Genomic DNA, 20,568 nt, shown 5'->3' on the forward strand with positions numbered 1-20,568 from the left:
CTACTGGGCGGGTGCAGGTTGTGCAGCCGGCGCGGCAGGTGCCGTCGCCGGCGCGGCAGGTGCCGTCGCCGGAGCCGCAGGCGCCGCCGGCTTCGCGTCCGTCCCGTCCGGATTGCGGAAGAAGCGGAAGAACTCCGAGTTTGGCGACAGCACCATCGTCGTCCCGGAGTTGTCCAGCGCCGTGCCATAGGCATTCATCGACCGGTAGAAGTCGAAGAACGCCGGATCGCGTTTGTAGGCGTCGGCAAAGGTCGCGCTGCGCTGGGCTTCACCTTCACCACGCAGGATTTCCGATTCCTTGCGCGCTTCGGCGACGATTTCCACCACTTCGCGGTCGGCGCGGGCGGTGATGCGCTGCGCGGCCTCTTTGCCGCGTGCCCTCAGCCGTTCGGCCTCGGCCAAACGTTCGGCCTTCATGCGGTCGAAGGTCTGCTGCGAGACCTCGGCCGTCAGATCGGTTCGGCGGATGCGCACATCCTCGATCTGCAGGCCGAGCGAGGTGGCGTCGGGCCGAAGCTGATCGCGCACTTCGCGCATCATCACGGCCCGCTCTTCCGAAAGCGCCGCCTCGAAGTCGCGCAGACCGTAGACACGGCGCAGCGCCGCATCGAGACGGGTCCTCAGTCGTGCTTCGGCCAGTGTGATCTGACCGGACACGGCTGAGCGGAACACGCGCGGATCCGAGATGCGGTACGCGATGAAAGCGTCGACCTCGTAGAACTTGCCGCCCGAAACCTGGACGCGGATGTTGTCGAGATCGAAGCGCAGCACCCTGTTTTCGATCAATTGCACGCTGTCGGCGTCGAAGAAGGCGAAAGGCGCCTTGAAATAGATGCCGGGTTCATTCTTGACGTCGACAATCTCGCCGAACCGCAGCACGAGTGCCTGCTGGCGCGCATTGACCACGAAGACCGAGGAGTAGAGCAGGAACAGAAGCACGGCCGCGATGACCGCGATGATGGGAAGACGATTGGCCATCACTGGGCTCCTCCCGTGGTCGCAGGCGGCGGCGCCTTCGGTTGCAGTGCCGGCAGCGGCAGATAGGGAACGACCCCTTGCCCATTGCCCTGTTCGACGATCACCTTGTTGGAATCCTTCAGCACCTTCTCCATCGTTTCCAGATAAAGCCGCCGGCGCGTCACATCGGGCGCCTTGGCGTATTCGTCATAGACCGAGATGAAGCGCTGCGCCTCACCTTCGGCTTCCTGGACGACACGGTTCTTGTAGGCTGCCGCGTCCTCGCGGATCTGCGCCGCGGCGCCACGCGCCTGGCCAAGCTTCTGGTTGGAATACTGGTTGGCCTGCTCGACGAACTTGTCTTCGTCCTGCTCGGCGCGCTGCACTTCGTCGAACGCGTCGGCCACTTCACGCGGCGGCGCCGCGTCCTCGATCGAAACCGCGTTGACATTCAGGCCGGCCTTGTAGCCGTCCAGCGTCGTCTGAATGATTTCACGCACCGAGGCGGCAATGCCCTGACGGTCGTCGCGGAAGATGTCCTGGGCCGGTCGCCGGCCGACCGCTTCGCGCATGGCGCTCTCTGCGACCTGCTGCAGCATGCCTTCTGGGTCGGAGACGTCGAACAGATAGGCCCGCGGATCGGAGACCTGATAGGCCACCGAAAACTGGACGTTGACGATGTTCTGGTCGCCGGTAAGCATCAGCCCCGACGAGTTGCCGCTCGTCGCGCCGCCACCACCGATATCGACGAGTTGTTCGGCGATGTTGGCCGTCTCGACGGTTTCGACCGGCCACCAATGGAAATGCAGACCCGGCTGCGACAGCTCCGCCTTCGGCTTGCCGAAGCGCAGCTCGACCGCAACCTCGTCCGGCTGCACGGTGTAGACCGCCTTGAACGCCCACAGCACGATCAGAGCCGCTGCGATCAGCGCAAAGACGGCCGGGCTGGCGCCGCCGCCACCGGGCAGCGCGCGCCGCAGCCGGTCCTGGCCGCGGCGGATGATGTCTTCGAGATCGGGAGGTGACCCCGGCGGGCCGCTAGGCCCCTTCGGTCCCTGCCCCAGGGTCCCTGATTGTTGCCGCCGCCGCCCCATGGGCCGCCGCCGCCGCTCTTGTCGTTCCAGGGCATGAATGTCCTTTCGCTTGGGATTCCCTCAGCGCCGACGTTGCGGCGCAAATCCAGTTGTTCTTCTATAGGGACGCAGCGATGCGCTTTCAACGCGATCCGCTGCCGAGCATGTCCGTTTTGGACGTTCGCGACCCTTTTATCGTCTCAATGCACGCCGCGGCGTCGCTCGTAAACCGAATAGCGCGTCGCATGGCTGTCCTTTTCACCGGCCGGAACGTCCTGAGCGCTGACAAGGCGCCACAAATCCGGATCGATGTCGGGAAAATGCGCGTCGCCATCGACCGCCGCCAGCACATGGGTGACGTGCAGCCGGTCTGCCAGCGGCAGCGCCTGCGCATAGATCTCGCCGCCGCCGATGATGCAGATTTCGTCGACGCCGGCCATGCAACGCCCGCGCACCGTGGCCAGCTGGATCGCGGCCTCCAGGGAGTGCGCTACCTCGATGCCCTCGGCGCGCCAGGCCTTGTCGCGGGTCACCACGATGTTCAACCTGCCCGGCAGCGGCCGGCCGATGCCTTCATAAGTCTTGCGGCCCATGATGACGGGCTTGCCCATCGTATCGGCCTTGAAGCGCTTGAGATCGGTGGACAGCCGCCACGGTAAGCCGCCGTCGCGCCCGATGACGCCGTTCTGCGCAATGGCGACATAGATCGCGACGTCCATCAGTTGGCTCCCCCGGCGCCGTCATCCGACGGCTCCAAAAGCAATATGTCGATGTTGTGCTCGGGATAGAGATCCTGCGCCGCCGTCTCGAAGGTCGTCGGCCCGACCTTCTTGACATTGTCGCCGCAAAACGAGATCAGCGCTTTCGGATTGCCCTTGTCGACGGTTAGCTTGAACTTGCCGATGCTGCCATTGGCCCAGTTGCCGCCGGTGGTCAGGATATAGGCTATGCGGTTCTCGTAGAAATGCGGATAACCGTCGGCCTTGGCGGCCTGCCGCACCGCATTCTCGAAGCTGTCGTCCATGCAGTAGCGGGTCTTGTAGGTCGTGTACTGGCTGCCCTCGGTGAACTTGCCGTTATAGAAGAAACTCACCGATGACGTGCCGCCGACGCTCGGTTTGTAGCGGTGCGAGACGTGGACATCCTTGTTGGCCGGAAATATCGCGCGCCACCAATAGGTCGAGCGCAACTGCCACCACGGCGTATAGACCTTGTTCGCCTCGGTACCGTCGCTGCCCGTATCCTCGATGATGATGCCGCGGTTTTCCCAATCCTCGGCGACCGTTTTCGGCAGCTTCGCCAGGGCCGCCTTGGCCGCATCGCCGAACGGATTGAACGGCACGTTCTGCGCCTTCAGATCGGCGCCGATATCGATGCCGACAGCGAACACTTTCTGCTCGAGCTGCGGCTTTGCCGGCGCTCCGTCGATCGTCACCTCGAAGCCAAGGAAATTGTCGCTCTGGTTTTCCGGGATGGCCGGCATTTCCTCCGGATTGCCTTCGATGTCCGGCAGCGGAAAAGCGACGATGGCATTTACATCCTTGTCGGTGTTGTTGTGGAAGACGTAGTCGACCGTGATCTTTTCCGGCGAGATATAGAGATCCTCGCTTTGCATCGACACCGCGTCGCTACGCGACAGGATCAGGCCACCTGTGCCGAGTTCGGCGGTCGTATCATTGGCCAGCGCGGGCACGGCTAAAAGCGCCAGCGCTACGGACAGAACATATTGCAACATCGAAGCCCCTCGCCAAGAATGCCGCGACCCTAGCCGTTTCAATGTGGCGTTTCAAAGCCTTCCGTCTCCCAGCAGGACGCCACAGTGTCTGGACACGCCAATCGGCGGTCTGGACTAACAGGTTTCGATCGGGCAGGAGTTCGCGTCATGCGCAAGCTTCTCGTCATCGGCATCGGCGCCGGCAATCCCGACCATATGACCGTGCAGGCCATATCAGGCCTAAACCGGGCGGACGTCCTGTTTATCCCCGACAAGGGGGCGAAGAAGAACGACCTTGCCGAATTGCGCCGCCATATCTGCGACCGTTTCGTCAGCAATCCGAAATCGCGCCGCGTCGAGTTCGACGTGCCGGTGCGCGCCGAGCCGGCGCCTTCCTATCGCTCAACCGTCGATGACTGGCACGAGGCCATCGCCCAGATTTATGAGAGCCTGGTCCGCGACGAACTTGCCGAGGACGGCTGCGGCGCCTTCCTGATCTGGGGCGACCCCTCGCTCTATGACAGCGCGCTGCGCATCCTCGCGCGCGTACGACTGAGGGGCAATGTCGCATTCGAACTGGAGGTCATTCCCGGCATCACCGCCGTCCAGGCGCTAGCCGCCGGCCACAAGATGGCGCTGAACCGCATCGGCGACCCCGTGCTGATCACCACCGGCCGCCGCCTCGCCGAACAAGGCATGCCGCACAATGCCGGCAGCGCCGTGGTCATGCTCGACGGCAAATGCGCCTTCAACACGCTGGCAGACAAGGATCTGATCATCCATTGGGGCGCCTATCTCGGCACACCGGACGAGATCATCGTTTCCGGTCGCCTGGGTGATGTCGGCGAGGAGATTGAGAGGACGAGAGAAGAAGCCCGGAAAAGAAAGGGCTGGATCATGGACACCTATCTGCTGCGTAAAGCAGGAGAGCCCGAGGAATAGCGCGCTCAAAGGTCGAGTTCCTTCGCGCCCCCCTCTGTCCTGCCGGACATCTCCCCCTCTAGTGGGGAGATTGGCCGTCACGGAGGATTTCGCCAATCGCCTAACAGATTAGCGCCCGTCTACGGGCTAGCTGATCTCCCCCCTTGCGGGGGAGATGTCCGGCAGGACAGAGGGGGGTGTGACGGATCGCAAGCTTCAACCCTCACCCAGCATCGATCTCCGCCTGCAAGGCGTCCATATGCGTGGCCGCCGCTGCCGCCGCAGCGCGCTCGATAGCGCGAAAACGGCTGACAACTGCAAGGCCAACTGAGGTCAGCTGTGCGCCGCCACCCTTTTTGCCGCCGGTCTGCGCCGCGACCAGTGGCTTGCCGAACACACGGTTCATATCTTCCACCAGATCCCAGGCGTGCTTGTAGGACATCTCCATGCCGCGTGCCGCAGCCGAGATCGAGCCGAAAGTGGCGATCTGCTCCAGCAATTCGATCTTGCCCGGACCTATGCGCCCGTCCGGATCGAGATTTATCCGCAGGCTCAGCGACGGCATCTCTTGTCCTCCACAGTCACACTAGCCCCTCTCGACCCATAGCGCTATTCCAAAACGATATAGCGGTTATCAGCCATCCGCTTCGGCCGGCAGCCCGGCGCCGGTGTTGGCACGGTCGAAACTGACCGTCTTGATCACCGCGAAGACCTTGCCGCCGAGTTGAAGGTTCAGTACCTGCCTGGATTGTTCGGTAATGCGCGCAAGCACGGTTTCGCCATTGCAGTCGATGCCGATTTCGACCGTCGGCCCCTCGCCCGAGCCGATTGCGACGATGGCGCCCGGCAGGATGTTGAGCGCACTGAGACCTTTCGGCTGTTCGGTGGCGATCATCACGTCGCGGGCGCGGATTCGGATGCGCACAGGCGCGCCGACCGAGACCGCCAATTGCGGCACCCGGATTTCGCCCGCCGCCGAGCCGAGCACGGTCATCCCGAAGATCTCATCATGGCGCAGCACCTTGGTGTCGAGAACCGCGCCGCCCTCGCCGCGTTCCTCGGCCGGCAGCAATTCGAGCCGTTGCATGATCGCGCCGGTCGGGCCTGAGGCAGCGACCTTGCCTTGCGCCATCACCACCACGTCGCTGGCCAGCCGCGCCACCTCGGCGACGGAATGGCTGACATAGACGATGGGCAGCTTGGTCTCGTCGCGCAGCCGCTCGATATAGGGCAGGATCTCGGCTTTGCGCGCATCGTCGAGCGAGGCCAGCGGCTCGTCCATCAACAGCAGTTTCGGGCTGGCAAGCAGCGCCCGGCCGATCGCCACGCGCTGCTTCTCGCCGCCCGACAGCTTTGCCGGTCGCCGGTCGAGCAGTGGACCGATGCCGAGCAGTTCGACGACCGCGTCGATATCCGCATAGCGCTCCGCCGGCGGCGTGAACCAGCGGCCGTAGCGCAGATTGCCGGCCACGCTCATATGCGGAAACAGCCGCGCGTCCTGGAACACCATGCCGATCCGGCGCTTGTGCTTCGGCACGAAAATGCCGGCATCGGTGTCGACCAGCACACGGCCGTCGACCGCGATACGGCCCTTGGTCGGCCGGATCAGGCCGGCGATCACGTTGATCAGCGTCGTCTTGCCGGAGCCCGAGGGCCCGAACAGCGCCGTCAGCCGCCCGGCGCTTTCGAAATGCGCGTCGATGGCGAAATCGCCGAGCCGATGGCTGATGTCCACCAGCACACTCATTCGATGTCCATCCGCCGGCCGACGCGCCGCGCCAGCACTTCCGAGGCTACCAATGCGGCCATCGAGATGACGATGGAGATCAGCGTCAGCCTGAGCGCCCCGTCATCGCCGCCAGGCACCTGCGTGAAGGTGTAGATCGCCGAAGGCAGCGTCTGCGTCTCGTTGGGAATGTTGGAGACGAAGGTGATGGTGGCGCCGAACTCGCCCATCGCCTTGGCGAAGGACAGGATCGAGCCGGCGATCAGCCCGGGCAGGATCAGCGGCAGCGTGATGGTGGCGAAGACCCAAACCGGGTTGGCGCCGAGCGTTCCCGCCGCTGCCTCCATTTTGCGGTCGACCGCCTCGATCGACAGCCGGATCGCCCGCACCATCAGGGGAAAGCCCATGATACCGCAGGCCAGTGCGGCGCCGGTCCAGCGAAACGAGAAGACGATGCCGAAATGCTCGGCCAGGAACGCTCCCGCCGGCCCGCGCCGGCCGAAGGTAAGCAGCAAGAGATAACCTGTCACCACCGGCGGCAGGATCAACGGCAGGTGAACCACACCGTTGAGCAGCGTCTTGCCCCAGAATTTTCCGCGGGCCAGCAAAAGCGCCATCAAGATGCCCGGCGGCAGACTGAACAGCATCGCCACCGTCGCCACCTTGATCGACAGCCGGACCGCATTCCATTCGTCGGGAGTGAGGTCCAGCAGCCAGTTCATACTCAGCCGCTACCTTAATTGCTCGGCGTGAGCACGGTGAAACCCTGATCCCTAAACAGTTCCGCCGCCTTGGCGGACTGCAGGCACTTCAGGAAGGCCGGCGTATCCTTGTCCTTCGAATCGGTGGTCTCGGCAACCGGATAGATGATCGGCGGGTGCGAATCCTCCGGGAAGGTGCCGACCACCTTGACTCCCTTGTCGGCATGCGCGTCGGTGGCATAGACGATGCCGAGCGCGGCCTCGCCCGTTGAAACCAGCTTGAGCGCGGCGCGCACATTCTCGGCCTGCGCCACCTTGCCTTCGACCGACGACCAGACGCCGAGCGATTCAAGTGCCGCCTTGCCGTATTTGCCGGCCGGCACCGCCTTGACGTCGCCCATGGCAAGCCTGCCGTCGCCAACCAGCTTGGCCAGGTCGAAGCCTTTCTCGATCCTGGTCTCAACCTTGGAATCCTGTGGCGCCACCAGCACGATCTGGTTGCCGAGCAGTTTCACCTCGGTTTCCGGCTTGGTCAGTCTCTTGTCGGAGAGGTACTTCATCCAGTCGAGATCGGCCGAAATGAACACATCGGCGGGCGCCCCGCTTTCGATCTGCTTGGCCAGCGCCGAGCTCGCGGCGTAGGAGACGGTCGCCGCTTCACCGACATCGGCTTCGCAGGCCTTGGTGACGGCGTCGAGCCCGTCCTTGAGGCTGGCTGCGGCAAACACGATCACCTTGTCTCCCGCGTGAGCCGCCGGCATCACGGCCATCAGAGCTACGGCAAAGCCGCCAATCGCGATTGCCCTCATACCAAAACCTTTGTGCCCCAACATGAAAACTCTCCCTGGGCTTGAAATCTGCTGGCTCGACTCCTGCCGACCGATATATCTGGATGAATATAACAAGGGAAGGCCGCCTCCTGCGAAAGCGTATGTTCGGCATCGATTGTTCTGGTTTGGACGTGCACCGAAACCCGGAAAGGAACTCCGATGAAGATCAGCGCCCGCAACATCCTCAAGGGAACGATCGTCGAGATCGTCAAAGCACCTCGCCTGTCCGCGGTGATGTCGCCGGCTCCGTCGTCACGCTTCGATCACCAACGAGGCCGTTGCCGATCTCAAGCTCGAAAAAGGCAAGCAGCCTATACCATGATCAAGGCAACCGACGTCATGGTCGACATCGATTGAGGGTCGGAATTGATTGACGGTGGACGGATCAGACCGCGATCGGCGCCTTGATCGAAGCGTCGGCAAAATAGTTTTCCAGCCGGAAATCCTCGAAGCGGAAGGCGAACAGGTCCTTCACCTCCGGATTGATCCACAGCGTCGGCAGCGCCTTGGGTGTGCGCCGCAATTGCTCGCGCGCCTGCTCGAAATGGTTGGAATAGAGATGCGCATCGCCCAGCGTATGGACGAACTCGCCGGGCTTCAGCCCGGTCACCTGCGCCACCATCAGGGTCAGCAGCGCGTAGGAAGCGATGTTGAAGGGTACGCCGAGAAAAATGTCGGCCGAGCGCTGGTAGAGCTGGCAGGACAGCTTGCCGTCCGAGACGTAGAACTGGAACAGGCAGTGGCAGGGCGGCAGCGCCATCGCCTCCACTTCGGCCGGGTTCCACGCCGAAACGATCAGCCGGCGTGAATTCGGATTCCTGCGTATCTCCTTCAGAACATTGGCAATCTGGTCGATCGACCCGCCATGGCCATCCGGCCAGGAGCGCCACTGCTTGCCATAGACCGGGCCGAGATCGCCATTCTCGTCGGCCCATTCGTCCCAGATCGAAACGCCATGATCTCTAAGGTATTTGATGTTGGTGTCGCCGGCCAGGAACCACAGGAGTTCATGGATGATCGACTTCAGATGCAGCTTCTTGGTGGTGGTGACGGGAAAGCCGCGCGACAGGTCGAAGCGCATCTGGTACCCGAACACCCCACGCGTGCCGGTGCCCGTGCGGTCGCCACGGTCGGCGCCATTGTCCAGCACATGCTGCAAAAGGTCGAGATACTGGCGCATCGGCTTCGCCTCGATTCGGGGTTACCGCCATCATAACCGACTGGCCGCCGGCCGAACACAGCAAAAGGACCAGAACGCGGCTTGCCCCATCACTCTTCAAGGGTTAGCGTTGCCCCTCACCTGCCTGCCGGCATCCTCTCCCCGTATAGGGACGGGGAGAGGGGCGCTGTGATCAGCGGTTTCGCCAATCACAAGCGTTCGAGAGAGAGAGCCAAGGCTGCGGTCAGCCCTTTCTCCCCGTCACTATACGGGGAGAAATGCCCGGCAGGGCAATGAGGGGCGGTGCTGACCTCCGGTGAGGAGCAAAATCAAACGCGCGCTCTGCCTATCGGCAATAATCTCTACAAAGAGCCGAGCTTGCCCAGATCCTTGGCGACCAGATAGTAGAAAGTCACGCGGCTCTTGGAGCTGTCGGCGGCCAACGCCTTGCAGGTCTTCTCGATCGCTGAGTCGGCTTTCGCCCCGTCGGTCACGCCAAGTTTCTTGGCAACCCAGTTGGTCTTGACGCGCTCCAATTCCTTGGGGTCGGTGCAGGATACCAGCGAGGAATCGCGGTTGCGCAGCGCGATGCCCAGATGTTTCACAATCTTGGCAACCACATCGGCATTTGCGGCGGCGTCGTATTTCTTCACGTCTGCGAGATAATCGGCCATCAAATTTCCCCATGTCGGCGCCACGGGATCCGATCGATGAGGGCTGTGGCGCGCTGCCGCAACTTGTGCGCTCGGTCGATACTCCTCACCATCGCAAAGCTTCGGTTGAGACCGCGCGCGAGTCAACCCTCGGCGCCGCAGTTTGGTGCGGCCAAGAAGTGTCATTGCGGCCTTTCATTTTGTGCGCCCGCCCCCTATATTCGTTTTGTCGGCTTGACCGACTATGGCGATAAATGGGCGATGTAATAAGCCGTTCGGACCCGGGGGCGGTACCCGGCGCCTCCACCAAGAACCGCTCTGTGATCAGAGCGGCTGTTGCTGGGGGCGAAATAGGATCGACGAAGGTGTAAAGATCGTACTTTTGCCCGGCATGGTACCACCGTCATCGGGCTAAACCTGTAGTTGCAAATGACAACTATGCGGAAGCACGTCTCGCCGCGTAAGCGGTGCGATAGCTTCAAATCAAGCCCTAGAGGTTCGCACTTCTAGGCGGGGTTCGGAGGTACCTGGCAACAGAAACCTCCACTTCTCCCCTCCTCGATATCGTACGCTCAATGCCGGCTGCCGCTGGCCGGATTTCGCATGACGATGGGCCGCGAAGCCTACACCAAATTGAGCCATGAGCTGGTGCAATTTGCCGCTGGCGTCGTCGAAGGCCGTGGTTCTGGCCGGGGCCGGATTACCCCAGACGTGAAAAAGGCCGGGATGACCCGGCCTTTCCGGTCGATTGCGGTCAGCTTACTCGGCCGGCGCTTCAACGGCTTCGCGCGAGCGGCCAAGCGTCAGTTTGGCCAGCGTGAACGAGATCACCGCGCAGAGCGTGATGCCGGCCACCATGGGCAGCGGGGTGCCGTCGAAGAAGATGCCGGCGACGCCCATCGCCAGCGCACCGATGGCGAAGTGCAGGGTGCCCATCAGCGCCGAGGCCGTGCCGGCGATCTCGCCATGCTCTTCCATGGCCAGCACCGACGTCGTCGGGATGACCAGGCCGAGGAAGCCGTAGCCGACGAACAGCAGTGCCGCCATAACATCGAGCCGGTCGACGCCGGTCGCCATGACTGCGAACAGCACAACCATCGTCGTGGCATAGCCGGTTACCGCCACCCAGACGACGCGCTTCAGCCCGAAGCGCTCCGACAGCATCCCCGTCAGTTGCGACATGCCGATGAAGGCCACCGCATTGATCGAGAAGAACACGCTGTAGACGGAAGGCGACAGCCCGTAATGGTCGATCAGGATGAAGGACGAACTCGAGAGGTAGACGAAGAAGCTGGCGATGCCGAAGCCGGCGATCGCCACCAGGCCGAGGAAATTGCGGTCACCCATGAGGAAGCGATAGCCGGCGAGTGCGGTTCCGAAGGAGGAACCGACGCGTTCTTCCGCCGGCCGCGTCTCCTTCAGCGAGGTCGCCAGCAGAATGGTGGCCAGCAGGGCCGCGCCCGTCACCGTCCAGAACACGGCGCGCCAGCCGAAATTCTCGATGATCTGGCTGCCGGTCAGCGGCGCCAGGATCGGCGACACCGAAAACACCAGCATCAGCAGCGACATCAGCTTGGCGGCTTCGGTGCCGGTGTGCAGGTCGCGCACGATGGCGCGCGGCACCGCCATGCCGGCGCTGGCGCCCAGTCCCTGCAGGAAGCGGAAGGCGATCAGCCATTCGATGGTCGGGCTCATGGCCGAACCGATACCGCCGACCATGAACAGCGCAAGGCCGCCGTAAAGCGGCAGCTTGCGGCCGACCATGTCGGAGATCGGTCCGACGACGATCTGGCCGAAGCCCATCGACAGGAAGAAGATCAAAAGGCTCATCTGAACGGCGGCGGTGCCGGCATGCAGATCTTCGCCGATCGAAGGCAACGCCGGCAGATACATGTCTATGGCGAAGGGGCCGATAGCGGACAACAGGCCGAGCACGACCGCGATGCGGAGGAATTTGGGACTCATGATAAAGGCTTCTTTCAAGTCTGGTTGGCGCCGCCAACGCGACGACTAACCCTAGGACGTTCCATCCCGTTGAAATCCGACGGCTCAGAGCGAGATTATTCGTCTCTACGGAGCGAATTCCCATTTATTGTGTCCACAAATTTAGACAGCCTTGTCTAATTCGTCAATCACCTCTATATAGATTTCTATGAAGCTTGCCGTTTCTCCTGACATTTTCCCGCCACGCGGCCACGAGGCCAAGCGTATGTCGATTATCGATGCGGCGGCTTCGGTCTTTTGCCGGGAAGGCTTTGCCGGCGCCAATATCGACCTGATCGCGGTGGAGGCGGGCGTTTCGCGCCAGACCATCTACAATCACCACCGCGACAAGGAAAGGCTCTTCATGGCTGTGGTGCGGGATCTGACGGAGCGCTGCAATGCCGGCATCTTCGCCACCTTCGCCTCTTTCCCAGACCAGCCGAAGGATCTGGAAGCCGACCTGATCGGCTTTGCCGTGCGCCTGAATCATAACTGCATCTGCAACCGCGACGGACGCTTCCTGCGCAAGCTGATCCAGACCGAAGGCGAGCGCTATCCCGAGCTCTTCGCAGAATGGCGCGACCAGGGGCCGGGCCGGACCTGGCCCGCACTTGCCGCCCGTTTTGCCCGCCTCGCCCATGCCGGCCATCTCGCGGTCGACGATCCCGATGTCGCCGCGCGCCAGTTCCTGGCCTTGGCAAATGCCGAACTGCAGACCACCTTCATGCTCGGCGGCATGCCGTCGGAAGATGAAGTGCTGCAATCCGCGACCCACGGCGTGCGCACATTCCTGCGCGCCTTCGGCAAGCGCAGATCAGCGGCAGCGGTGGAAAAACAGCTGGCCAGCGCCTGAACGCCAAAGCAGGCGATCAAATCGTCCGTTACGGGCTTCGCTTCGGCGCATCAGCGATCTATATCCGGTTTACGCCGCGCTCAAGCTTGATTACAGCTATGCGGACGATTCAACGGAACCCGACCAGCACATGGCCGACGACCACATCCGCTACGACATTCTGGCCCAGGAGGCATTGCGCGGCGTCATGCGCAAGGTCCTGGCCGAAGTCGCGCGCACCGGCCTTCCCGGCAATCATCATTTCTTCATCACATTCCTGACCGGCGCGCCGGGCGTGCGGGTGTCCTCCAGGCTGCGCGAGCGCTATCCCGAACAGATGACCATCGTCATCCAGTTCCAGTATTGGGACCTCAAGGTGACCGATACCGGCTTCGAGGTCGGGCTGTCCTTCTCCGACGTGCCGGAGAAGCTGGAAATTCCGTTCTCGGCCGTACGCGGCTTCTACGACCCATCGGTCAATTTCGAACTCGAATTCGACGTCAAGACCGACGTCCCGGCGGAAGACGATGCAGCCGCCCAGCCGGCTGCCGAGCCTTTGGCTATCGTCTCCGAGAAAAAGCCGAAGGCCGAGAAGAGGGCAGCTGCCACCGAGGTCGAGAAAAAGCCCGCCGTGGCCGATGCCGCCGCCGGCAAGGGCGCCGACGTCGTGTCGCTCGACGCCTTCCGCAAGAAGTAGCGGGACGGTCGGCGCGACATGGGCGAAATCGTCAACCTTCGCCAGGTCCGCAAGCAGAAGGCGCGCACCGAAAACGAAAAGCTCGCCGGCGAGAACCGCGCTCTGCACGGCCGTTCCAAAGCCGAAAGAACTCGTGACCGTCTTACATCGGACAAGGCCGAAAAATTCGTCGCCGGCCACCGCCGCGAACGCCCGGAAGACCAGGGCGATTGATGGACGGCCTGCGGTGAGCCCGGTCGAAAAACGCTCGGTGACCATCCGCGGCCATCGCACCAGCTATTCCCTCGAAAAACCCTTTTATGACGATCTCGTCGCCATCGCCGCCGCGCGCAAGCTGACGCTTGCTGCCCTGGTCGCCGAAATCGACGAGACAAGGCCGCGCGATGCGAATCTGTCGTCGGCCCTCAGGCTCCACGTGCTGGACTGGGCCAAGCGCGACGCCAGAACTTCTTAGGCCTTTATGACCGCATCCTGTTTCTTGCTGCGGGTGCCAAATCCCAGCAGCGTCGAGCGATCGCGTTCCTCGGCAGCCTTCTTCGACCGGACGCGCATCAGATCCTTCCAGCCGACATAGCCGACCAGCCGCGCATCCTCGCGCGCGACAACCGGCAGATGCGAGACATTGGCCATCAGCAGCTTGTCGGAAAGACCCTCGAGATACTCGTCCGGATAGGCAAGCGTGAGCTTGCCGCCGTCAAGCAATTCGCCAAGCGTCGTGGTGCGGTGCTTGCCCGCGCGCCTCCAGCGCAGGATCGCCGGCGGATCGATGACGCCAAGCACCTGGCCGTCTTCGCTGACGACGGGAAAGCTCGGATGCCGCGTCTGGGGCGCGGTCAGGAAGGCGGCTGCGCCATGTAGCGTCATCGTCGCCGGCACGCTCTCCACCTGCGCGGTCATGACCTCGCGCACCCTGGTCAGCGCGAACGGATCGACACCATATTCGCGAACCAGATGATGCCCTCGCCTGGCAATCTTTTCCGTCAGGATCGACCGCTTCATCAACAGCACGGTGACCGCGTGAGCGGCCGCGCAAGCGGCGATCAACGGCACCAGCACATGGGTGTTGCCGGTGAGTTCGACCGCAAAGCTTGACCGAACACGCCGAAGACCGTCTTGCCGAATTGTCCGCCGCGCATCTCGATGAGCTCAAGCGCATCGAACCGATGCTGGGACGCCTGCTGACCCGTCACAAGCAATAGTCCGCAAGTCGCGGACCGGTGCCGTCGGCGATGCGGGTGCCTAATTGCCCAGCGACTTCAGCAGATTGTCGACGGAGAACGGATTTGTCCTGGGCTTCGGCGGCGCCGGGGCCGAACCGTCACTGACACCGGGAAGTGAGCGGTCGACCTTCGGCGCCTGCTCCTGAGCCTTGCGCTCGGCCTCCAGCCTGGCTTTTTCCTGCGAAGCGATCCGAGCCTGTTCGGCCTTCTTCCGTTCGTCCTCGGCCTTGGCGGCGTCTTCGGCAGCCTGCTCTTCCGCCTGGGCTTTCGCGTCCGCATCTGCCTTGGCCTTTGCGTCAGCCTCTGCCTGCGCTTTCGCATCGGCATCGGCCTTTGCTTCGGCATCCGCCTTGGCCTTGGCATCCGCTTCGTCCTGTGCCTTCGCATCGGCCTGTGCCTTCGCCTTGGCGTCGGCCTCGGCTTTGAGCCGTGCCGCTTCCTCCTGCTTGCGCAATTCCTCGGCGGCGTTGTCGCGCTCGGTCTGCAGGGCGGCGTAGTAGCGCACCTCGCGCCGCAGCCGCTGCTTCTCGAGCAGTGCGGCCTGCATAGCCTCGACCCGCTGCTGCTCCTTTTCCAGCGCGCGCTGGGTCAAAAATTGCGCTAGCGGCTCGCTGTCGAACTGCTTCTTCAGCGCCCCGAACGGCCCATCGACGCTGAAATTGACCGTCGGATCGGAGCCGATCAGCGCCTCGTCGCCAGGCTTGTAGGTGACAGCGCCCTTGGTGGCGACGGTGCCGGTGTTGAGGTCGGCCGTGATGTCGGCAGACAGCGTCGCCGCCTGGTTTTCGAATTTGATCGGTGGTGCCCGCAACGTGCCGCCGGCGACCGTGAAGGCGATGTCGGCATCGCCGGCAGCAAAGCTGCCGTCGCCAGCGATCTCAGGTGCAAAGCCCGCGGTCTTGGCCACGTCGATGTCGCGCCCGATCGCATCGGCCTTGGCAATCAACGCGCCGAAGGCATCGGGATTGACGCCGGCAATGGTGAGGCCTTTCAGCGCCGCCGTGCCCGAGCCGGAGAGTGCGGCAATCATCGCGTCGACCGATTTGCCGCTGGTCGACAGCCCTGTCGAGAAATCGCCGTTGCCACTCAATCCGGCAGCCGGCAGCACAGTCGCCAGGTCGGCGCCGGCAAGCCTCATCTGGCCGGAGAACAGCCCCGTGCCGTCTGTGTTCTTCAACTCGAACAATCCGGTGAGCGCGCCGCCGAGCAGTTTTGCCTTCAGGTCCGAAACGCGGATGCCTTCCTGGTCCAGTTTCAACGACAGCGACGCATCATAGGCTGTCGCCAGCGGTCCGGCGGCAAGCGTCGCCGTCGTCAGATCGAGATCGGCGCTGAACGGCAGGCTGGATTTCTGGCTGAATGGCGCCGTCGGCCAGTTCGCGTTGCTGCTGAGGAACGACTGGTCACCGAACAGCGCAACCGCAATCGGGTCGAGGTCCAGTTCGTCGAGCGCCAGCGCACCGGCAAAATGCGGCAGCCCCTGCTTCGCATCGATGTTGACGTCGCCCGAAATCTCCGACTCGTTGATGGATCCGCTGAGACCGCTCAACACCAGCAGGCCACTGCCGAAATCGGCATCCGCGCTGAGCGAGGTCGAGGTGCCCGTTCCCATGCCCGGCAGGCCGGCGCCGGTCGTCATCAGCCAAGGCTCGATGTCGGAGGCGTCGAGGCCGATCTTGCCCTTGGCGGTGGCGCCTTGCGGCGTCTGAGCAACGGTGCCGTCGAACGTCGCCTTGAAGTCGTCGGCGGCGAAATTGAAGCTCGTCGCCAGGCCGCCGCCGAGCGTGCCTTTCGCCGAAATATCGGTGCTTGCCTGGCCGAGCATGCCGAGCGGCAGCGCCGGCAGGCCGTAGAGCGCCAGCAGCGCCGTGGCGTCGGGATTTTTGGCGTTGAAGGTCAGCGTCACCGGCGCGTCAAGCAACTGGCCTACGGCCCCCTTGCCCGACAGCGACGCCGAAAAGCCCGAACCGCCGGCCTTGCCTTGTCCGCTCACCGCCAGCCCGGTGGTGCCGTCGCCATTGTCGGCGGCGCTCGCCACCAGATCGACGCGCGCGTCCTGGAACAGTTCAGGATAGGCGGCCGTGCGGCCAGCCAGTCCCTTCAGCATCAGATTGTCGGGATAGTGTTGCGCGGCAATGTCGATCAGCGGCTTCAGATCGACGGCGACCACCGAGGCATCGAGCTTGCCGGTCGGGCTTGCGGGAAAATCCTTGATCCGGCCGGTGGCGCTGATCGAGGCGCCGGCAAGGCCGCCAATCGACAGCCGGTCGATTTCGAGCAGCCCGTCGCGGAGCCGGAGCGCGGTATCGACCGTGTCGGCGGTGAGCCCGCCGGCATTGACCGGCCCTGCCTTGATCTGAAAATCGAGGTCACGGTCGGAAAAGCGGTTGGCGCCCTTGTGGCTGACGAAGATCGAGGCGAAGGCCGTCAGCCCGTCGACATCGAGTTCGCCGCCCTCGAGCCGCATCAGCACCGAGGACTTGGCGTCGTCGGGCTGGTTGGAATCGATGCGGCCGGTGAACTTCGACTTGCCGAGGATCAGTTCGAGATCGCTGAACGCCTGGCGCTTCTCCGACAGCTCCACCTTGGCCTTGAAGCCGGCGGCCGGCAGCCGGCGGATCGCCTCGTCGACATCTTTCGACAACCAGGCAGCAAAGCCGGAAGGCTGCGCCACCGCCAGCAGCATGGAGCCGCTGAAACCGAAATGATCTTCGACGCTGAGCATGCCGCTGGCTTCCAGCGTCGTGCGCCCGGGCAAGGTCGCGGCCAGCGATTTCACCGACCAGCCGCCCTCGACCGGCTCGGCCGAGAGATGCACGTCGCGCACCGTGGTGTCGCCGGCCACCACCGCCGGCAGCTTGACCTCGACAGTGCCGGGGATGCTCGGCTTCGGCAGTTCGAGCAGCGCCTGCTCGATTCCGGCAATGCGCTGGTCCAGCGTCAGGCCGACGCCCTTCTCAGCGCCCACCGCCTCGTCCAGTTGCACCTGCGCGCCATTGGCCTCGATGGCGAAGTTCGGCCTAAGGCCGAGATCGACCGAAGCCTTGCCGTCGGCTGTGTAGGGATTGTCGAGCGGCCCGGTCTCGAAGCGGAATTCGTCGACGCCGAGCTTCTGGTGATCAAGCGAGAACTTGCCGTTCAGCCGGAAGCCCGGATCGGGCTTGCCGGCGCTGACCTTGCCCGTATTGATCTCGACAACCTCACCATCGCTGCCGCGCAGCGTAGCCGAATTCTTGTCGTTGCCGGAAATCTTGAACTGGCCGGAATAGACGGCAGCCCCATTGACGATGCCTGCATTGCCGTCGGTTTCGATGACCAGTGGATAGGCATCGGGATCGACCTTGAGCCTCAGCCGCATCTGGCCGCTGCCTTCGGCCTTGCCGGTCGAAGCCGCAACCGTCGAACGCAGTCCGTCGAGCAGCAACGTTCCGTCCATGCGCCACGGCCCGGCCAGCGACTTGGCAGAGATGGTCGAATTGATCTCGGAAATCAGATGGCTGCGCCCGCCTGCGGCATGGCGGAGCGCAATTTCTCCCTCCGTCACCGTGAGCTTCTCGATCGAGATCTGGTTGAGATCGAAGGGCGAGGACGGCCGTATCGCCCAGTCGACCGTGCCGTTATCGGCGATGTCGATCGTCGCCTTCGGATGCACCAGCCGCATGTCGAAAATCAGCACTTCGCCGCGCAGGAACGGCGCCAGTTCCGCGTCCATCGAAAAGGTCTCGACGGTCATTGCCGGCTGGCCGCCGGGGCCGCCGGCGACCGTGACGTTTGAGAAGGTCACCGAGGGGAACGGCAACAGCCGCGCCGTGGCGTCGCCTTGCACCGTCACCTTGCGGCCGAGAATGGCGCTCGCCTCGCGCTCGAATTGGGCGCGGTACCCGGTCCAATCGACAAAATACGGCACCACCAGCGCCGCAACCAGCACCAGCACAAACAAGCCACCGAAGATCACGAACAGGCGTGCGAGCATCAGCTCCGAACGGGTTGATTGAAAGTCAGCCGCACTCTACCCGCATCAGCGTGTCGATAAAGAGGCAATTCATCCAGAGTTGCTTGATCTCTGATGTATCTGGAAGAGCAGAGATTTTTGGACGCCTTTGACCGCGGTCCGGCCTGTGCGCAAGAGACTATCCTGCCATGGCCCGTCGGCGATATTCGTTCAGCAGCACCACCATCTCCTCGGGCGACAATGTCCAGCCCTGCGGTAATGCGGCTTCGGCGCCGAGGCTTTTGGTCACGCTGCCCATGACGGAGCTTTTCTTGACCCCCGGTGCGAAATTGTACCCGATCATATCGCCTATCCTGCGCCGGCGATGGACGACGAAGAAGCTTTCGATATTCTTCCAGGGGACCAGGTTGGGCGATCGAACAAGGCCTCCGCCGAGACTGAAACCTTGTCCGTTCAGCACCAGAATCTGCGGCCGCACAAGCTGCCAGGCAAACACCAACGCGACCAGCCCGAAAAAGGCCACGCACCACCAAAGGCCGGCGGTGTCGCCGTCCTCGGAGACATAAATCAGGAAAGCGCAGGCCAGGACAAAGAAGAGGCTGGCCGACAGCAATAACAGTGTCTTGCCAAGCGATGCCCTTATAATCAGGGTATCCATTGCCGCTCCTCACATTTCGGCTATGCAGGTAATATCTTGCCTGGGTTCATGATGTCTTGCGGGTCGAGCGCTTTTTTTATGGAGCGCATGATGTCGACACCATGGCCGAGCTCATGGCGCAGGAAGCCGATCTTGCCCTGGCCGATGCCGTGTTCGCCGGTGCAGGTGCCGTCCATGGCGATCGCCCGCATGTTCAGCCGCGAGACGAATTTCTCCGCCAGCGCGATCTCTTTGGGGTCGTTGACATCCATCAGCACCAGCACATGGAAATTGCCGTCGCCGGCATGGCCGACGATCGGCGCAACCAGGCCCATCTCGGCAATGTCGGCCTCGGTTTCGGCAACGCATTCGGCCAGCCGCGAGATCGGCACGCAGACATCGGTCGACAGGCCCTTGGTGCCCGGCCGCAGCGTCAGCGACGCCCAATAAGCATCGTGCCTGGCCTTCCAGAGTTTCGTGCGCTCCTCGGCGACGCTCGTCCACAGGAATGGCCCGCCGCCATTGTCTTCAGCAATGGCACCGAAGGTTTCGGCCTGTTCGGCGACACCGGCATCGCTGCCGTGGAACTCGACGAACAGGCACGGGCTCTCGGGGTAATCGAGCTTCGAGTAATTCTTCATCGCCCGCATCTGCAGTCCATTCACCAGTTCGATGCGCGCCACCGGAATGCCCATCTGGATGGTCGCGATGACCGCGTTGCAGGCCGCCTCGAGGTTTGGAAACGGGCAGACGCCGCCGGAGATCGCCTGCGGAATGCCTTGCAGCTTCAAGGTCAGCGAGGTGATGATGCCGAGCGTGCCTTCCGAGCCGACCAGAAGCCGCGTCAGATCGTAGCCGGCCGAACTCTTTTTCGCCCGCTTGCCGGTCGTCACCGTCTCGCCATCGGCCATGACGGCCGTCAGCGACAGCACGTTTTCACGCATCGTGCCGTAGCGCACCGCATTGGTGCCGGAGGCCCGCGTTGCCGCCATGCCGCCGAGCGAAGCATTGGCGCCGGGATCGATGGGGAAGAACAGGCCGGTATCGCGCAGGTGCCGATTCAAATCCTCGCGCGTTACGCCAGGCTCGACCGTGCAGTCGAGATCCTCGGGGTTGACCGACAGGATGCGGTTCATGCGCGAGGTGTCGACCGAGATGCCGCCACCCGGCGCGTTGGTGTGGCCCTCCAGCGAGGAACCGACGCCGAAGGCGATGACCGGCACGCGGTGCGCGGCGCAGGCACGTACGATCTCCTGCACCTCTTCTGTCGTCTCCGGGAACGCGACACCGTCAGGCGCCTGCGTCGGAATATAGGTGGTGGTATGCGCATGCTGCGAGCGGATCGCCGCGCCTGTCTGGAAGCGTTCGCCGAGCTGCTGCTTGAGAATGCCGAGCACGGCGGCGATGCCTTCCTCGTTGCGTTCGACCGGATTGAGGTCGCTCAGAGCCATGAATTCCTCCGCGAATGGACCAGCGTCCACGCTTGTTATGCGATTATGGATGCGTAGTCTCG

Annotated in this window: 18 protein-coding genes, 1 other RNA gene and 3 pseudogenes; 7 read left to right on the forward strand and 15 right to left on the reverse strand. The window is 63.2% G+C overall.

The features are described 5' to 3' along the window. The 4 genes and pseudogenes from hflC to NKL06_RS30280 form a co-directional block, all read right to left on the reverse strand. Nucleotides 1-978, reverse strand: coding sequence for a protease modulator HflC (hflC, locus tag NKL06_RS30265; protein ID WP_023682089.1), 978 nt, complete (start codon nucleotides 976-978; stop codon nucleotides 1-3). Next, a pseudogene (hflK, locus tag NKL06_RS30270) lies at nucleotides 978-2,086 on the reverse strand (FtsH protease activity modulator HflK). The gene hflC and the pseudogene hflK overlap by 1 nt, the downstream one beginning before the upstream one ends. A gap of 144 nt (nucleotides 2,087-2,230) precedes the next feature. Further along, entirely contained in the window at nucleotides 2,231-2,749 is a 519-nt protein-coding gene (locus NKL06_RS30275) for a dihydrofolate reductase (RefSeq protein WP_023667408.1), read from the reverse strand. Next, nucleotides 2,749-3,765, reverse strand: coding sequence for a DUF4424 domain-containing protein (locus NKL06_RS30280; protein WP_023690904.1), 1,017 nt, complete (start codon nucleotides 3,763-3,765; stop codon nucleotides 2,749-2,751). The genes NKL06_RS30275 and NKL06_RS30280 overlap by 1 nt, the downstream gene beginning before the upstream one ends. Before the next feature lie 147 nt (nucleotides 3,766-3,912). Between NKL06_RS30280 and cobF the strand changes: the two genes are divergently transcribed. Then, nucleotides 3,913-4,686, forward strand: coding sequence for a precorrin-6A synthase (deacetylating) (gene cobF, locus NKL06_RS30285; protein WP_023667410.1), 774 nt, complete (start codon nucleotides 3,913-3,915; stop codon nucleotides 4,684-4,686). A gap of 202 nt (nucleotides 4,687-4,888) precedes the next feature. On the opposite strand, the gene NKL06_RS30290 is transcribed toward cobF, so the two are convergent. The 4 genes from NKL06_RS30290 to modA all read right to left on the reverse strand — a co-directional run bounded on the left by NKL06_RS30290 (nucleotide 4,889) and on the right by modA (nucleotide 7,922). Next, on the reverse strand, nucleotides 4,889-5,230 hold the full coding sequence (locus tag NKL06_RS30290) for a winged helix-turn-helix domain-containing protein (RefSeq protein ID WP_023667411.1): 342 nt from the start codon (nucleotides 5,228-5,230) through the stop codon (nucleotides 4,889-4,891). Nucleotides 5,231-5,299: 69 nt separating this feature from the next. Beyond that, a complete protein-coding gene (gene modC / locus NKL06_RS30295) occupies nucleotides 5,300-6,412 on the reverse strand; it encodes a molybdenum ABC transporter ATP-binding protein (RefSeq protein ID WP_023690903.1) in 1,113 nt (370 codons plus the stop codon). Then, on the reverse strand, nucleotides 6,409-7,113 hold the full coding sequence (gene modB, locus NKL06_RS30300; RefSeq protein ID WP_023668326.1) for a molybdate ABC transporter permease subunit: 705 nt from the start codon (nucleotides 7,111-7,113) through the stop codon (nucleotides 6,409-6,411). Before modB ends, modC begins: the two co-directional genes overlap by 4 nt. Nucleotides 7,114-7,127: 14 nt before the next feature. Continuing rightward, entirely contained in the window at nucleotides 7,128-7,922 is a 795-nt protein-coding gene (modA, locus tag NKL06_RS30305; RefSeq protein WP_155927182.1) for a molybdate ABC transporter substrate-binding protein, read from the reverse strand. Between the two features lie 159 nt (nucleotides 7,923-8,081). On the opposite strand from modA, the pseudogene NKL06_RS30310 reads away from it, so the two are divergent. Further along, nucleotides 8,082-8,279, forward strand: a pseudogene (locus tag NKL06_RS30310) (TOBE domain-containing protein). A 28-nt stretch (nucleotides 8,280-8,307) separates the two neighbouring features. Here the strand turns inward: NKL06_RS30310 and NKL06_RS30315 are convergent. Beyond that, nucleotides 8,308-9,102, reverse strand: coding sequence for a thymidylate synthase (locus NKL06_RS30315; protein WP_023688064.1), 795 nt, complete (start codon nucleotides 9,100-9,102; stop codon nucleotides 8,308-8,310). A gap of 341 nt (nucleotides 9,103-9,443) precedes the next feature. Then, nucleotides 9,444-9,755 carry a DUF2853 family protein gene (locus NKL06_RS30320; protein ID WP_023668323.1) on the reverse strand — a complete coding sequence of 104 codons (312 nt, stop codon included), beginning with the start codon at nucleotides 9,753-9,755 and terminating at the stop codon, nucleotides 9,444-9,446. A gap of 168 nt (nucleotides 9,756-9,923) precedes the next feature. Between NKL06_RS30320 and ssrA the strand changes: the two genes are divergently transcribed. Beyond that, nucleotides 9,924-10,282, forward strand: a transfer-messenger RNA (tmRNA) gene (gene ssrA / locus NKL06_RS30325). Between the two features lie 211 nt (nucleotides 10,283-10,493). On the opposite strand, the gene NKL06_RS30330 is transcribed toward ssrA, so the two are convergent. Continuing rightward, nucleotides 10,494-11,699, reverse strand: coding sequence for a multidrug effflux MFS transporter (locus NKL06_RS30330; protein WP_023682099.1), 1,206 nt, complete (start codon nucleotides 11,697-11,699; stop codon nucleotides 10,494-10,496). Between the two features lie 187 nt (nucleotides 11,700-11,886). Here NKL06_RS30330 and NKL06_RS30335 point away from each other — a divergent pair, with 187 nt between their 5' ends. The 4 genes from NKL06_RS30335 (at nucleotide 11,887) to NKL06_RS30350 (ending at nucleotide 13,700) form a co-directional block, all read left to right on the forward strand. Then, entirely contained in the window at nucleotides 11,887-12,570 is a 684-nt protein-coding gene (locus NKL06_RS30335) for a TetR/AcrR family transcriptional regulator (RefSeq protein WP_023690901.1), read from the forward strand. Between the two features lie 130 nt (nucleotides 12,571-12,700). Continuing rightward, nucleotides 12,701-13,246: an SspB family protein gene (locus tag NKL06_RS30340; protein WP_023688062.1), complete on the forward strand. Its 546-nt coding sequence runs from the start codon at nucleotides 12,701-12,703 to the stop codon at nucleotides 13,244-13,246. A gap of 18 nt (nucleotides 13,247-13,264) precedes the next feature. Continuing rightward, nucleotides 13,265-13,459 (forward strand): DUF4169 family protein, encoded by a 195-nt coding sequence (locus tag NKL06_RS30345; RefSeq protein ID WP_023688061.1) that lies wholly within the window; start codon nucleotides 13,265-13,267, stop codon nucleotides 13,457-13,459. Nucleotides 13,460-13,472: 13 nt separating this feature from the next. After that, complete coding sequence (locus NKL06_RS30350; protein ID WP_023688060.1) at nucleotides 13,473-13,700, forward strand: ribbon-helix-helix domain-containing protein; 228 nt, start codon at nucleotides 13,473-13,475, stop codon at nucleotides 13,698-13,700. Here NKL06_RS30350 and NKL06_RS30355 read toward each other — a convergent pair. The 4 genes and pseudogenes from NKL06_RS30355 to NKL06_RS30370 all read right to left on the reverse strand — a co-directional run. Beyond that, a pseudogene (locus NKL06_RS30355) lies at nucleotides 13,697-14,332 on the reverse strand (CBS domain-containing protein); the annotation flags it as partial. The gene NKL06_RS30350 and the pseudogene NKL06_RS30355 sit on opposite strands and share 4 nt — an antisense overlap. 153 nt (nucleotides 14,333-14,485) lie before the next feature. Next, entirely contained in the window at nucleotides 14,486-18,439 is a 3,954-nt protein-coding gene (locus NKL06_RS30360) for an AsmA family protein (RefSeq protein WP_023690899.1), read from the reverse strand. Nucleotides 18,440-18,596: 157 nt separating this feature from the next. Further along, complete coding sequence (locus NKL06_RS30365; RefSeq protein ID WP_155927131.1) at nucleotides 18,597-19,031, reverse strand: hypothetical protein; 435 nt, start codon at nucleotides 19,029-19,031, stop codon at nucleotides 18,597-18,599. A gap of 65 nt (nucleotides 19,032-19,096) precedes the next feature. Beyond that, entirely contained in the window at nucleotides 19,097-20,506 is a 1,410-nt protein-coding gene (locus tag NKL06_RS30370; protein ID WP_023690898.1) for an FAD-binding oxidoreductase, read from the reverse strand. Nucleotides 20,507-20,568: the final 62 nt, after the last annotated feature.

It is taken from the genome of Mesorhizobium sp. C268A (assembly GCF_040324475.1).
Classification (GTDB): Bacteria; Pseudomonadota; Alphaproteobacteria; order Rhizobiales; family Rhizobiaceae; genus Mesorhizobium.

What these genes read in the sequence shown, in the direction of transcription:
- hflC (WP_023682089.1), bottom strand. Translation starts at nt 978, where the DNA reads ATGGCCAATCGTCTTCCCATCATCGCGGTCATCGCGGCCGTGCTTCTG.
- NKL06_RS30275 (WP_023667408.1), bottom strand. Translation starts at nt 2,749, where the DNA reads ATGGACGTCGCGATCTATGTCGCCATTGCGCAGAACGGCGTCATCGGG.
- NKL06_RS30280 (WP_023690904.1), bottom strand. Translation starts at nt 3,765, where the DNA reads ATGTTGCAATATGTTCTGTCCGTAGCGCTGGCGCTTTTAGCCGTGCCC.
- cobF (WP_023667410.1), top strand. Translation starts at nt 3,913, where the DNA reads ATGCGCAAGCTTCTCGTCATCGGCATCGGCGCCGGCAATCCCGACCAT.
- NKL06_RS30290 (WP_023667411.1), bottom strand. Translation starts at nt 5,230, where the DNA reads ATGCCGTCGCTGAGCCTGCGGATAAATCTCGATCCGGACGGGCGCATA.
- modC (WP_023690903.1), bottom strand. Translation starts at nt 6,412, where the DNA reads ATGAGTGTGCTGGTGGACATCAGCCATCGGCTCGGCGATTTCGCCATC.
- modB (WP_023668326.1), bottom strand. Translation starts at nt 7,113, where the DNA reads ATGAACTGGCTGCTGGACCTCACTCCCGACGAATGGAATGCGGTCCGG.
- NKL06_RS30315 (WP_023688064.1), bottom strand. Translation starts at nt 9,102, where the DNA reads ATGCGCCAGTATCTCGACCTTTTGCAGCATGTGCTGGACAATGGCGCC.
- NKL06_RS30320 (WP_023668323.1), bottom strand. Translation starts at nt 9,755, where the DNA reads ATGGCCGATTATCTCGCAGACGTGAAGAAATACGACGCCGCCGCAAAT.
- NKL06_RS30330 (WP_023682099.1), bottom strand. Translation starts at nt 11,699, where the DNA reads ATGAGTCCCAAATTCCTCCGCATCGCGGTCGTGCTCGGCCTGTTGTCC.
- NKL06_RS30335 (WP_023690901.1), top strand. Translation starts at nt 11,887, where the DNA reads ATGAAGCTTGCCGTTTCTCCTGACATTTTCCCGCCACGCGGCCACGAG.
- NKL06_RS30340 (WP_023688062.1), top strand. Translation starts at nt 12,701, where the DNA reads ATGGCCGACGACCACATCCGCTACGACATTCTGGCCCAGGAGGCATTG.
- NKL06_RS30345 (WP_023688061.1), top strand. Translation starts at nt 13,265, where the DNA reads ATGGGCGAAATCGTCAACCTTCGCCAGGTCCGCAAGCAGAAGGCGCGC.
- NKL06_RS30360 (WP_023690899.1), bottom strand. Translation starts at nt 18,439, where the DNA reads ATGCTCGCACGCCTGTTCGTGATCTTCGGTGGCTTGTTTGTGCTGGTG.
- NKL06_RS30370 (WP_023690898.1), bottom strand. Translation starts at nt 20,506, where the DNA reads ATGGCTCTGAGCGACCTCAATCCGGTCGAACGCAACGAGGAAGGCATC.